The following is a 12115-nucleotide window of genomic DNA, read 5'->3' as shown; positions in this document are numbered from 1 at the left end:
CCGCGGCGCGCTCGCCAAAGCAGCAGGTGGCAAGGGAACCGGCCGCTCAGGCCCCGAATGATTCACACGACGATAGGAGGATCGACATGAGAAAGCTGGCTTTGCTGTCCGCCGCCGTCTTCATTGCGCTCAGCGCGATGGGCTCGCCGACGCCCGTACAAGCGCAGGATCTGGCATGGTGCTCGAAGTTCAAGGGAATGCTCAACTGCATGTACGAGACCCGCTCCCAATGCCGCGCATCGCTGAGCGGACGGCACGGCACCTGCGTGCAAAATCGCCGCCGCTAACGGCAGCGCTCAGTCCGATATCGGCCGGGCGGCGTAAATGATGCGCTGTTGGTTGTCGTACGCCACCCGGATTCGGCATGCATGCCGCAACTGCCCGCCCATCGGGACATTCCTCCGCCAACGTCCGGGGTTTCCTCCAATCGCGGCGGGTACCCTTGCACGGTAGCGTCGATTGCAATGCGCCGGTTCGCTTTTGGATCAACGGGAGGTGTCAATGTCCGATCTTGTCGCGATCGTGTATCCGTCGGAAGCAAAGGCAGAAGAAGTCCGCCAGCAGCTCTTCAAGCTGCAGAAGGAATATCTGATTACCATCAGCGACGCCGTGATTGCCGTGAAGACGGACGCTGGCGGCATCAAGCTCAATCAACTCGTCAATACGACCGCGATGGGCGCAATGACGGGAAGTTTCTGGGGCCTTCTCATCGGCGTCCTCTTTCTGAACCCAATCCTCGGAGTCGCGGTTGGCGCAGCGTCCGGCGCGCTCGGCGGCGCACTCTCGGACTTCGGCATCGACGACGCCTTCATGAAGAGCCTGTCGACCAGCCTCCAGCCCGGCAACGCGGCCTTGTTCGTCCTGATCAAGCACATGACGGCGGACAAGGTGATCAACGAGATCAAGAGCGCCGGCGGCGTTGTACTCAAGACGTCACTCGACGAGACGAAGGAGAAGCTCCTCCGCGATGCGCTGACGAGCGCGGTGGAGCGGCCGGCGGCCTGAAGCCGCCGCTCCTCCCTGTCTCAACGCCTGCCGCCCGCAAGCCGCAGCAGCATCATGAAGAGGTTGATGAAATTCAGATAGAGCGACAGCGCCGCGATGACCGACTTGCGACCCGCAGAGGTATGGTCATCCGCGCTGTCGTACATCGCCTTGATCCGCTGCGTGTCGTAGGCCGTAAGCCCGGCAAATACGCCGACACCCACGATCGAGATCAGCCAGTCGAGCGCGCTCGAGGACAGAAAGATGTTGATCAGGCTTGCGATGATGACGCCGATCAACCCCATGAACAGGAACGTGCCCAGCCCGGAGAGATCGCGTCGCGTCGTATATCCGAAGGCGCTGAGCGCTCCGAAACTCGCGGCGGCGATGAAGAAGACCCGGGCAATCGACGAGTTCGTGTAGATGTGGAACAACGTCGAGAGCGATACGCCGACCAAGGCGGCGTAGAGGAAGAACAGCAGCCGTGCCGTCGACACGGACAGCGTATTGATGCGCGAGCCGATGAAGAAAACCAGCCCCAGCGGCGCGAGAATGAAGACCCACATCAATGGACTCTGCAGCAGAGCCGGGCCGGTGACCTGATAGGTCAGCCAGGCCACGACGGCGGTCAAGCCGACGCCCGCGGCCATGTGTGCGTAGATGCGCAACATGTATTCATGCAGGCCAGCGTCCACCGCAGACGCGCCGCCAGCCGACTCTGCCGCAGTCAGGTTCTGATCGAAATTTGACACATCCGCCTCCTCTGGACTTCGCCGGGGGAGACGACGCTAATCCTCGGCCTTCCGGAACGGCATCGGACAATCACCCGAATGCCGCCCGTGGAAATTACCCTTCGCTGTCGCAACTGCGGGCATCGCAGGGATGCCGCACATTACCGATGCGAGAGCTTGGAACTACGTTTAAGCCGTTTGGCGTATGCTCCTTACGGCTTTGTCACTTGGAAGTCGGGCGGGTCGCGATCTAACCCATGCCATGCGCTTCTTCTTTCACATCGCCGACAGATACGGCCTCTTCCCCGACGGGACCGGACAGGACTGCCCGGATCAGGATGCAGCCATCCTGCACGCCAGACGGCTCGCCGCCGAGCTCGCCAAGGCCGGTGAATTCTGCCGCGGCAGCGTCGTGCTTGTGGCCAGCCCGCCGCAGACGGCTTGCGGAGCCCCGGGCGGCGGCTGATTTTTCTGCCCTCACCTCCTACAGAGAATCCCTGATGTGCGCATGCGGCAGACACTTCTATGGTCCTCCGCAGGGGGCGGTCGGCAGATGCGACCACCACCGCGCTCCGGATTGGGAGGCCATCCTCCGTCATGGCGTCTTCGTCGAACGAGGCCGATCAAGAGCTTTCCCGCAACGCGTTGATTGCGCTTGTGATCGGATCGATGGTGGGATCCGGCATCTTCGCCCTGCCGGCGGCGTTCGGACGTGCCACCGGCGCCCTCGGTGCGATCATCGCATGGATCGTCGCAGGGACGGGCATGCTCATGCTGGCGCTCGTATTCCAGTCGCTGTCGCAGCGCAAACCGGAGCTGGATGCCGGCATTTACGCCTACGCCAAGGCCGGATTCGGCGACTACATCGGATTCGCGTCGGCGGCCGGCTACTGGATCGGCTGCTGTCTTGCCGACGTCGCCTGTCTCATTCTGATCAAGGCCACACTCGGGCAATTCTTTCCGATCTTTGGTGACGGCACGACGCCGACGGCGATTGCATCGGCGACACTGCTGCTGTGGAGTGTGCACTTCCTCGTGCTGCGGGGCATCAGGGGCGCGGCCAGGCTCAACACGATTGCAACCTTCGCAAAGATCGTTCCGATCCTCCTGTTCATCGTCGTGGCCGCGTTCGTCCTCGATCGCGAGCTCCTGCTGCAGAATTTCTGGGGAACTGAGCCGCCCAGCCTCCGGCAGGTGCTGAGCCAGGTGCGCTCTACGATGCTGCTCACCGTATTCGTGTTCGTCGGCGTCGAAGGCGCGAGCGTCTATTCGCGCTACGCCAGGAATCGCGCCGACATCGGCATTGCAACAGTGGTGGGCTTTCTGAGCGTTCTCTGCCTGCTCGTCCTGGTAACGCTGCTGTCCTACGGCGTGTTGCCGCGGAACGAGCTGGCGGATCTTTCGACGCCGTCGATGGCAGGCGTGATGGAATCAATGGTCGGACGCTGGGGCAGCGTGTTCATCAGCGTAGCCCTGTTGATCTCCATCCTCGGCAACTATCTGTCCTGGTCGCTGCTCGCCGCGGAGATCCTGCATTCGGCGGCGATACACCACACCATGCCGTCCTTTCTCGCGCGTGAGAATGCGAACAAGGTACCTGTTGGTGCTCTCTGGCTGACCAACTGTGTGATCCAGGCGTTTCTGCTCGTCAGCTGGTTCGCCGAATATGCCTTCACGCTCGCACTGAAGATGACGAGCGCGATGACGCTGATCCCGTACGTTCTTGTCGCAGCCTATGGTCTCAAGCTCGCATCGACCGGCGAGACCTATTACGCCGGCGAGCGCGCCCGCACGACCGATGGGATCCGCGCCGCCGTTGCGACGCTCTACGCCGCCGCGATGATCTACGCCGGCGGACCGAAATTTCTCCTGCTGTCCTCGATCCTCTACGCGCCTGGAACCTTGCTGTTCCTGATGGCCAAACGCGAGCGCAGGGAAAACACCTTCACGAGAACCGAAGCTATCCTGTTTGCGGCGATCGCAATCGCGGCGGGCGGCGGCGTCTATGGGCTCGCCGTCGGCGCCCTTTCGATCTGACCCAGCGTCTTTGATTGTAGAGAGGCGAACATGAACATGACGATCACGAGTTGCGGCTTGCTCCTCGCCGGGTTGCTGATCGTCGCGGCGCCACCCACCGTCACGCTCGCGCAATCGAAGGACGACGGCGCAACGATGGCAAAGCAGACCGGCACCACGACATCCAAAAAGGATGCCGCGCCGCCGAACACCAACACCAATCCGACAAAGCACCGGTACTGGCGTCATCGCGGCGGCAAACACCCGCACTATGGCAGCCGCCGCCTTCGTACCTGAGGCATCGTAGTGGCCCCTTCGATGGATCAACCTGAGAGCGTTTCCGGAATGCGCTCCGAAAAATACCGAGAGCTCATCCGGCACGAGACCGCTGTCGAGGAGCCCGGCGAGGCCGGACGGCCAAGTCTGCTGGCCGTCGGTCTCACCCTGCTCGCCGCCGGCATCGCCTTGTTCTTGATCTGGCAAACGGTCTCCAGCCTTCTGATCGTCTTTGCCGGGGTGTTGTTCGCCGCCTTTCTGGACGCCTTGGCGCGAGCTCTGGCGCCGGTCCTTCCATTCAAACGCGCCTGGCGGTTGACGCTCGTTGTCTTGCTTCTGTCCGCGCTCTCTTGCTTCGGCCTCGCCTGGGGAGCGCGCAAGCTGCCGGAACAGACGCGCCTGCTTCTGAAAGTGATGGATGCGCAGGTCGATCTGCTCCAGGAGCACCTGCTGTCGTATGGCGTGGACCTGCTCGGCCCGGAATGGGGCCGCGACTTTGCACAATGGTTGTTCGCCGATCAGGGCCGGTTCTTCAGCCACGCTCAATTTCTGCTCGGCGGAGCGTCGAGCCTCCTGACCGCGGTGCTGGTGATCCTGTTCCTCGGCATTCTCTTCGCTTTCGATCCCACCGGCCACCGCGAAAGCGTGATCGCGCTGGTCAGGCATTCCCATCGCGGCCGTGCGCGCGCCGTGATGGACGAGATGGGCAACGTCATGCGGCTGTGGTTCGTCGGACAATTGATCCGCATCATGCTGATGACGTTGTGCGTGTGGCTCGCGCTCTATCTCATCGGGCTGCCCGGTCCCTTCGTGCTTGGACTTCAGGCCGGCCTGTCGAACTTCATCCCCTATCTCGGGCCGATCGTTGCCGCAATCCCGATCGCGCTCGTCGCGATGCCGCTGGGCGCATCGCTCCTGATCTGGGCGGTCGCCGTGTACACCATCATCCAGTCGATCGAAGGCTACGTGATCGGCCCGCTAATCCAGCGCCAGGCGGTCGAGACCCCGCCTGCGTGGACACTGGTTGCGATCGTCCTTCTCGGCGCTCAGTTCGGCGTCATGGGCGTCGCGGTCGCGATGCCGCTGGTGGCGATCGGTCGGGTTGCGATCGTCAGGTTCTATGTCGAGGACTATCTGGGCGGCGATCCCAAGCCACGATCGATTGCGAGTGAGCAGCCATGAGCGAGTTCGAAGCGCATTCGAATGATGCCCCGGTGCGTTCGACGACGGCCCGTTTCCTGTGGCAGCAACTTCCCTACGTCGTCGCGCTGCTGCTCGCGATCGTCGGCGTTGCCTACACCAACGTCTCGCACCAGCCCTTGACCGGTTATTGGGAGTTCCTGGCGCTCGCCATCGGCGTCGTCTGCGTTGTCACCAAGTGGCCGGAGATCGAGGGCAAGGAGGGCCAGATCCGGCTGATCTGGACCCAGGCCCTGCACTGGATCGCGGTCCTGATCACAATGAACATCATGCTGATTTCGGGCGTGCAGCAATTGCTTCCGACCCCTGCAACGGGGCTCGTCCTGCTGACATTGCTCGCGCTCGGCACGTTCCTTGCGGGCCTGAGCCTGCTGTCGTTGCAGATCTCCTTCCTTGGCCTTGCGATGGGCGCCGCCGTTCCGGCGATATCCTGGCTGAAGCAATCCATCTTCTTCTTCCTGCTCGGGGCTGTGCTGCTCATTGGCCTCGCCATCTCATTCTGGTGGCGTCAGGACGGCAGCCCCTCGCAGAGCATCAGGGACATCACGAACCGACGGGAGGGTTGAATGCGAACGTTGCGATGTCTTGCCGCCATCGGCGCATCAGTCGTTCTTTGCGCTGTCAGCTCGCCGGCGCAAGCCGAGAGATTCAGGGTGGGCAGGCTCCTGTGCTTCTCGGAGCCACGTGTCGGACTGGTGCTTGGATCGACGCAGGCGCTGCGCTGCGTGTTCAGCGCGCTGCGCCCGCCGCGGCAGTACGTCTACGAGGGACGGATACGGCGCGTCGGCGTTGATATCGGCGTGACCAGCGCCGGCACGCTATCCTGGGCCGTCTTCGCCAGGAACTCGCGGATAGGTCCCGGCACGTTGCGCGGCAGTTATGTCGGCGCGAGCGGCAGTTTGGCATTCGGTCCCGGCCTCGGCGCCAACGTCCTGATCGGCGGCTCGCGGAGGAGCGTGATGCTGCAGCCGATCTCGATCGAGCGCTCGATCGGGCTCAATCTCGCGGCTGGCGTAACTCATCTGACATTGGGACCGCGGGGCGGGCTCTGATGCCGCTTCCGGCCTCGCTGCTCGAGGAAAACGGCCTGGACCTGCCGCCCGCTTCGATCCCGCCGCCACGATCCCGCAGCTCGGTCTGCGCTTGATGCCGGTTCGTGCAGGGAGAGGGTGAGAACATTCCCGCCTCGCGGCTCAGGGTTTCGTCCGATGTCGGCGTCGGGTGTTCGAAGCTAGAATTCGATGCATCTCGATCGGGCCGTGACCGCCCAGGAGGATCGCATGACAGTGTATGACAGTCGCGGGAGTCTCGATGCCGTGGTTGCTCCGCCGCTGTGGGTTTGTGCGCTCCTCGGCGTCGTCCTGATCGCTGCCGGCCTGTTCGCGCTCGGCGATCTTGCCTTCGCCACCGTCGTCAGTGTCAAGCTCATCGGGCTCACCGCGATCGCCGCCGGCGCATTCGAGATTGCCCACGCCTTCTGGACCAAGGGGTGGGGTGGGTTCCTGTGGCAAGTCCTGCTCGGCGCGCTCTACCTCGCCTTCGGTGTCGTGCTGCTCACCCAGCCGGTCTCGGGCGCGCTGATCCTGACCTATTTCCTCGGCGCGGTGCTGTTCGCTTCGGGTGTCATTCGATGCGTGCTGAGCTTTGCCCATTGGCGGCAGAACGGATGGATGATGCTGATCTCGGGCGTCTTCGCGGCGATCGCCGGCGTGCTGGTCCTGTTCGGCTTCCCCACCATCAGCGCTTGGGCTCTCGGCTTCCTGTTGGGCGTCGACCTGATTGCCCATGGCCTGGCATGGCTGCTCTACGCGCTGCAATCGGTGCGAACGACTGCATAACAGAGGAGAGAACAGCCATGGATGCTCCCAGTCGCCGCGTCTTCCTCAGCCTTGCGACGAACGCCATTGCCGCCGCCGCGATCGGAGCGTCCGGCGCGCACCTCATCAGTGTTGCGGACGCAATGCCGGTCGATCCCGATCTCTCTCGCGCCGGCCGGGCACCGGATCGCGCCATACCGGTGCAATGGGGACCTCCGCCGCGGCCCGGCTGGGGCCCGTCTCGTCCTGGCTGGGGCCCGCGACCGCGCCGACGCCGCCGCTGGGTTTGCTGGTGGCATCGCGGGCGCCGTCATTGCGGATGGCGCTGGTAGTCCGAAGGGGATGAGGAAATGGTACGCAACAAGAACCAATGGCTCCTCGTCGCCGTGCTGGCAGTGCTTCTCCTCGCCGCGAGCTGGTTCTGCCTGTCAGTCTGGAGGGCGACGCCCTCGATGCCGCTTTACGGAAACATCGTGCTGGCGGCGGCTGCGATCCTTGTTCTGGTGTTCGGCTGCGGCCTGATCGCGCTGATGTTCTATAGCCATCGCAAGGGCTACGACGAGCCGGCGCGCAGCGACCGAACCGCGCGGGACTAGCGCGGCCCGTCGAATGGCGGCGGCCTGACGCCGGCAGTTCCGAGCCCGGAGCAAGGAGCGGACGATGAACCTTGCTGACGTCCGGCTCGGACTGCTGGCGGCGAGCCTTGTGACATTGTCGGCCGGCGAACCCGCGCGGCCGCAGCCAGCCCCACCCGCGCCCGCCGTCGGCGTCGTCGAAGCGGCGCAGCGGCCGATCACCGAGAGCAGTGAGTTTCTCGGCCGGATCGAGGCCATCAACCAGGTCAACATCGCCGCCCGCGTCACCGCCTTTCTGGAGCAGCGGCTGTTCACCGAAGGCGCCGAAATCAGGAAAGGCGAGCAGCTCTATCGGCTCGAACGCGGCCCGTTCGAGGCCGATGTCGCGGCCAAGCAGGCGCAGGTGGCACAGCTCGAAGCAACGCTCGAGAATGCCAAATTGACCACCGAACGCGCCCGCACCCTGCTTGGCGGACCGGCCGGGCAGCAATCGACCTACGATGCCGCGCTCGCGAGCCAACGCAGCCTCGAGGCCCAGGTCAAAGCCGCGCAGGCACAGGTCCAGGCCTCACAGATCAACCTCGACTACACCATCATCAGCGCGCCGATCGACGGCAAAATCGGACGCACGGCCGTGACGGAAGGCAACATCGTCGGCCCGAATTCGGGCGTGCTGACCACGATCGTCAGCCAGGATCCAATGTACGTCACGTTTCCGGTGCCGCTGCGCCAGGGACTCGAACTGCGCGAACGCTACGGCCCCCAAGGCGGCCTCGAAGCGGTGACGATCCGATTGCGGCTGCCCGACGGGCGCATGTATGGGCAATCCGGCAAGCTGAATTTCGTCGACAACACCATCGCCCAGAACACCGACACGATCACGGTGCGCGGAGAGATCGCCAACCCGATCCTGCGCGCTCCCTCGGCGGCGGGCGTTACCGCCCACGAGCTCACCAACGGCGAATTCGTCACTGTCGTGCTCGAAGGCGTTCAGCCTATCGAGGTGCTGGCGATTCCGCGCTCAGCGGTGCTGTCCGACCAGCGTGGCGACTACGTTCTCGTCGTCGGCGCGAACGACAAGGCGGAGCAGCGGCGCATTCAGCTCGGGCAATCGACTCCCGCGATCGCCGCCGTCATCAGCGGATTGACGGCCGGTGAAAAGGTGATCGCGGAAGGGTTGCAGCGGGTTCGCGCCGGCCAAACCATCTCTCCAGAGCCGGCAAGTCCGCTGATCTTGTCGAGCATGAAGGACCCAACCGGCGAAGCGGCTCCGCAAGGGGCGCGCGCTCCCCTGCCTCGAACCCCCAAGGGCGGCAGCCAATGATATCGAGCGTCTTCGTCGACCGGCCGCGTCTTTCGATGGTGATCGCCGTTGTCATCACCATCGCCGGCGCGCTGGCGCTCACGCAGATCCCCGTGGCGCAGTTTCCCGATATCGTGCCGCCGCAAGTCACCGTGGCCGCGAACTTTCCCGGCGCCTCCGCCGAGGTCGTGGAGAGCAGCGTCGCACAGCCGTTGGAGGCGCAGGTGGTCGGCGTCGACCGCGCGCTCTATATGAAATCGACCAGCGGCAACGACGGCAGCTACACGCTGACGGTTTCGTTCGCGCTTGGCACCAATCCCGACATCAACACGGTCAACGTCAACAATCGCGTCCAGAGCGCATTGTCGCAATTGCCCACGGAAGTGCAACAGCAGGGCGTGACCGTCCAGAAGCGATCCTCTTCGATCCTGCAGTTCCTGGTGCTCTACAGTGCAGATGGCCGGCAGGACCCGCTCTTCATCACCAATTACGCCATCATCAACGTGCTGGACGCAATCGCGAGCACGCCGGGGGTCGGCCAGGCCAATCTGTTCGCCAGGATGAACTATTCGATGCGGATCTGGTTCGATACGCAGCGCCTCACCAGCCTCAACCTGACCCCCTCGGACGTGGTCGCGGCCATTCGCGCGCAGAGCGTCCAGGCTCCCGTCGGCCGCATTGGCGCGCGGCCGATCAGCGACGATCAGCAGTTCCAGTTCAACGTGCAGACGATGGGCCGCCTCGCCACCGCCGATCAATTCGCCAACATCGTGCTGCGCGCCGAGCCGGACGGATCCTCGCTGCTGGTCAGGGACGTCGCCCGCGTCGAGCTGGGTGCGCAAAATCTCGACAGCGAAGCCCGGATCGACGGGCGAGCTGCCGTTCCGATTGCGATCTACCTCGCCCCGGGCGCCAACGCGGTGACCACCGCGCGCGCGGTCGCGGACACGATGCAACGGCTGTCCGGCCGGTTTCCGGCAGGGCTCGGCTATCTCGTGCAATACGACTCCACCACCTTCGTCCGGGACACGATCACTGAGGTGCTGTGGACATTGGGCGAGGCCTTCATCCTGGTTGTGATCGTGGTCTATCTGTTCCTCGGAAACATGCGCGCCACCGCGATTCCGGCCGTCGCAGTACCGGTAAGCCTCGTGGGCACATTCGCCATCCTGCTCGCGCTCGGTTATTCCGCCAACACCGTATCCCTGCTCGCAATGGTGCTCGCGATCGGTATCGTGGTCGACGACGCCATCGTCGTGGTCGAGAATGTCGAGCGTGTCATGGCGGAGGAGCCTGATCTGTCTCCGGCCGAGGCCAGCAAGAAAGCCATGAGGCAGATCACCGCGCCGATCATCGCGATCACGCTGGTTCTGCTCTCGGTGTTCGTGCCGATCGCTTTCATTCCCGGCATCTCGGGCACGCTGTTCCGCCAATTCGCCGTGACGATCAGCGCCGCCATGATGATCTCGGCATTGAATGCCCTGACGCTGTCGCCGGCTCTCTGCGCGCTGTTGCTGCGTCACACAGGACAGCGTCGCGGCATCATCGGCCGCATCCTCACCGGCATCGACTGGGTGCGCGATCGCTACAGCGGCGCGGTCCGCCGGCTCGTGCGCATGGCAGCCTTGTCGCTTCTCCTGGTGGCCGCCTTTGCCGCAGCAATCTTCGGCCTGTCGCTGGTGACCCCGACGGGCTTCCTGCCCGAGGAGGACCAGGGCGCCTTCTTCACCTCGGTTCAGCTGCCGGACGGCGCATCGGTAGCGCGGACCAGCGAGGTCACCCGGCAGATCGAGGACATCTTGAAACAGATGCCGGCCGTCGATCACGTCCTCGCGGTGATCGGCTTTTCGCTACTCGACGGAGCTTCCGAGCCGAACAGTGCGCTGGTGGTGGCGCGACTGAAGCCGTTCGCCGACCGCAGGACGGCGACGGATTCCGCCCAGGCGCTGATCGCCAAGACCTTCGCCGCCGGCGCGCAGATTAGGCAAGCCAACGTGCTGCCGTTCAACCTGCCGCCGATCATCGGGCTCTCCACCGGCGGTGGCTTCGAATATCAATTGCAGGCCCTGGAAGGTCAGGCTCCGGCCGCGATCTCCAGCGTCACGAACGCGTTGATCGGTGCGGCCAATGCCGATCCTCGGCTCGCACGCGTGTTCTCGACATTCACGGCGACCAATCCATCGCTCTATCTCGATATTGACCGCCGCAAAGCACAGGCGCTGGGCGTCACCGTCAACGGCATCTTCACCGCGCTCCAGGCCACGCTTGGCGGCGTCTACGTCAACAACTTCAACCTGTTCGGCCGCACCTGGCAGGTCAACCTGCAAGGTGAAGCATTCGATCGCGCCGATACGTCCGATGTCTGGCGCATCCATGTCCGTAACGGATCGGGCGAGATGGTGCCGTTACGGTCCCTCGCCGGCCTCAAGATCGTGACCGGGCCGCAGGTCATCACCCGCTACAACAACTATCGTTCAGTGACCGTCAACGGCGGTCCGGCATCGGGCATCTCGTCCGGGACCGCGATCGCCGCCATGGCGCAGATCTCGGAGGATGTTCTGCCGCCGGGTTACAGTTTCGCGTGGACCGGCACCGCCTACCAGGAGCAGCAGGCCGCCGGCCAGACCGGCATCGTGCTCATGCTCGCCGTCCTCTTCGCTTATCTGTTCCTGGTCGCGCTCTATGAGAGCACCGTGATCCCGATCCCCGTGCTGCTCTCGGTCGTCGTCGGCGTGCTCGGATCCTACCTCGGCATCAAGATCGCTGGCCTCAATCTCGACCTCTACGGCCAGATCGGCCTCGTCGTGCTGATCGCGCTTGCCGCCAAAAACGGCATCCTGATCGTCGAGTTCGCCAAGGAGCAACGCGAGGCCGGTGTGCCGCTCGACGAGGCGGCGATCCAGGGCGCACATATGCGCTTTCGCGCCGTCATGATGACCTCGGCGGCCTTCATCCTCGGCCTCTTGCCGCTCGTGATCGCGACCGGCGCAGCCGCCCTCAGCCGGCGCGCCGTCGGCACGGCCGTCTTCGCCGGCATGCTGGCCGCAAGCTCGATCGGAATATTCATGGTGCCGATGCTCTACGTCGTTTTCCAGCGCCTGCGTGAGCGTGCGAAGGCAGCCTTTAAGTCAGGCCGTCAGCCCACTTCGCCCGACCGCAATGCAGTCTAGACGGCGTCGATCGATCGGGCAGCGGTCTGCCGCGGCTCAGCGT

General features: G+C 64.1%; 13 protein-coding genes. 12 read left to right on the top strand and 1 reads right to left on the bottom strand.

Annotation, left to right across the window (positions count from 1 at the left end):
- Positions 1-86: 86 nt before the first annotated feature.
- Both AABA86_RS23090 and AABA86_RS23085 read left to right on the top strand, forming a co-directional pair.
- Complete coding sequence (locus AABA86_RS23090; RefSeq protein WP_212253408.1) at positions 87-287, top strand: DUF3551 domain-containing protein; 201 nt, start codon at positions 87-89, stop codon at positions 285-287.
- Positions 288-501: 214 nt separating this feature from the next.
- Positions 502-1005 (top strand): DUF1269 domain-containing protein, encoded by a 504-nt coding sequence (locus tag AABA86_RS23085; RefSeq protein WP_028143792.1) that lies wholly within the window; start codon positions 502-504, stop codon positions 1003-1005.
- 20 nt (positions 1006-1025) lie between these two features.
- Here the strand turns inward: AABA86_RS23085 and AABA86_RS23080 are convergent, their stop codons facing one another.
- Positions 1026-1736: a Bax inhibitor-1/YccA family protein gene (locus tag AABA86_RS23080; RefSeq protein ID WP_212253410.1), complete on the bottom strand. Its 711-nt coding sequence runs from the start codon at positions 1734-1736 to the stop codon at positions 1026-1028.
- 241 nt (positions 1737-1977) lie between these two features.
- On the opposite strand from AABA86_RS23080, the gene AABA86_RS23075 reads away from it, so the two are divergent.
- The 10 genes from AABA86_RS23075 to AABA86_RS23030 all read left to right on the top strand — a co-directional run bounded on the left by AABA86_RS23075 (position 1978) and on the right by AABA86_RS23030 (position 12072).
- Positions 1978-2181, top strand: a complete 204-nt coding sequence (locus AABA86_RS23075) for a DUF6894 family protein (protein ID WP_212253412.1) — start codon at positions 1978-1980, stop codon at positions 2179-2181.
- Between the two features lie 131 nt (positions 2182-2312).
- Positions 2313-3752 carry a basic amino acid/polyamine antiporter gene (locus tag AABA86_RS23070; protein ID WP_338308543.1) on the top strand — a complete coding sequence of 480 codons (1440 nt, stop codon included), beginning with the start codon at positions 2313-2315 and terminating at the stop codon, positions 3750-3752.
- Between the two features lie 30 nt (positions 3753-3782).
- Entirely contained in the window at positions 3783-4028 is a 246-nt protein-coding gene (locus tag AABA86_RS23065; protein WP_212253416.1) for a hypothetical protein, read from the top strand.
- Between the two features lie 48 nt (positions 4029-4076).
- Positions 4077-5189, top strand: a complete 1113-nt coding sequence (locus tag AABA86_RS23060) for an AI-2E family transporter (protein ID WP_338308542.1) — start codon at positions 4077-4079, stop codon at positions 5187-5189.
- Positions 5186-5773 carry a hypothetical protein gene (locus tag AABA86_RS23055; RefSeq protein WP_338308541.1) on the top strand — a complete coding sequence of 196 codons (588 nt, stop codon included), beginning with the start codon at positions 5186-5188 and terminating at the stop codon, positions 5771-5773. The genes AABA86_RS23060 and AABA86_RS23055 overlap by 4 nt, the downstream gene beginning before the upstream one ends.
- Positions 5774-6259, top strand: a complete 486-nt coding sequence (locus AABA86_RS23050) for a DUF992 domain-containing protein (RefSeq protein WP_212253429.1) — start codon at positions 5774-5776, stop codon at positions 6257-6259.
- A gap of 228 nt (positions 6260-6487) precedes the next feature.
- Positions 6488-7045: an HdeD family acid-resistance protein gene (locus AABA86_RS23045; protein ID WP_212253431.1), complete on the top strand. Its 558-nt coding sequence runs from the start codon at positions 6488-6490 to the stop codon at positions 7043-7045.
- A 329-nt stretch (positions 7046-7374) separates the two neighbouring features.
- Positions 7375-7620 carry a hypothetical protein gene (locus tag AABA86_RS23040; RefSeq protein WP_212253440.1) on the top strand — a complete coding sequence of 82 codons (246 nt, stop codon included), beginning with the start codon at positions 7375-7377 and terminating at the stop codon, positions 7618-7620.
- Between the two features lie 64 nt (positions 7621-7684).
- Positions 7685-8923, top strand: coding sequence for an efflux RND transporter periplasmic adaptor subunit (locus AABA86_RS23035; protein WP_338308540.1), 1239 nt, complete (start codon positions 7685-7687; stop codon positions 8921-8923).
- Positions 8920-12072: an efflux RND transporter permease subunit gene (locus AABA86_RS23030; protein WP_338308539.1), complete on the top strand. Its 3153-nt coding sequence runs from the start codon at positions 8920-8922 to the stop codon at positions 12070-12072. The genes AABA86_RS23035 and AABA86_RS23030 overlap by 4 nt, the downstream gene beginning before the upstream one ends.
- Positions 12073-12115 lie beyond the last annotated feature (43 nt).

Origin of the sequence: Bradyrhizobium sp. TM233, assembly GCF_036247965.1 — a bacterium.
GTDB classification, from domain to species: domain Bacteria; phylum Pseudomonadota; class Alphaproteobacteria; order Rhizobiales; family Xanthobacteraceae; genus Bradyrhizobium; species Bradyrhizobium ottawaense.
The sequence above is the reverse complement of the archived record's forward strand: the minus strand, read 5'-3'. Positions and strand labels throughout refer to the sequence as shown.

Excerpts from the sequence above, each read along its gene's own strand:
- AABA86_RS23090 (WP_212253408.1), top strand. The coding sequence starts at position 87 with ATGAGAAAGCTGGCTTTGCTGTCCGCCGCCGTCTTCATTGCGCTCAGC.
- AABA86_RS23085 (WP_028143792.1), top strand. The coding sequence starts at position 502 with ATGTCCGATCTTGTCGCGATCGTGTATCCGTCGGAAGCAAAGGCAGAA.
- AABA86_RS23075 (WP_212253412.1), top strand. The coding sequence starts at position 1,978 with ATGCGCTTCTTCTTTCACATCGCCGACAGATACGGCCTCTTCCCCGAC.
- AABA86_RS23070 (WP_338308543.1), top strand. The coding sequence starts at position 2,313 with ATGGCGTCTTCGTCGAACGAGGCCGATCAAGAGCTTTCCCGCAACGCG.
- AABA86_RS23065 (WP_212253416.1), top strand. The coding sequence starts at position 3,783 with ATGAACATGACGATCACGAGTTGCGGCTTGCTCCTCGCCGGGTTGCTG.
- AABA86_RS23060 (WP_338308542.1), top strand. The coding sequence starts at position 4,077 with ATGCGCTCCGAAAAATACCGAGAGCTCATCCGGCACGAGACCGCTGTC.
- AABA86_RS23055 (WP_338308541.1), top strand. The coding sequence starts at position 5,186 with ATGAGCGAGTTCGAAGCGCATTCGAATGATGCCCCGGTGCGTTCGACG.
- AABA86_RS23050 (WP_212253429.1), top strand. The coding sequence starts at position 5,774 with ATGCGAACGTTGCGATGTCTTGCCGCCATCGGCGCATCAGTCGTTCTT.
- AABA86_RS23045 (WP_212253431.1), top strand. The coding sequence starts at position 6,488 with ATGACAGTGTATGACAGTCGCGGGAGTCTCGATGCCGTGGTTGCTCCG.
- AABA86_RS23040 (WP_212253440.1), top strand. The coding sequence starts at position 7,375 with ATGGTACGCAACAAGAACCAATGGCTCCTCGTCGCCGTGCTGGCAGTG.
- AABA86_RS23035 (WP_338308540.1), top strand. The coding sequence starts at position 7,685 with ATGAACCTTGCTGACGTCCGGCTCGGACTGCTGGCGGCGAGCCTTGTG.
- AABA86_RS23030 (WP_338308539.1), top strand. The coding sequence starts at position 8,920 with ATGATATCGAGCGTCTTCGTCGACCGGCCGCGTCTTTCGATGGTGATC.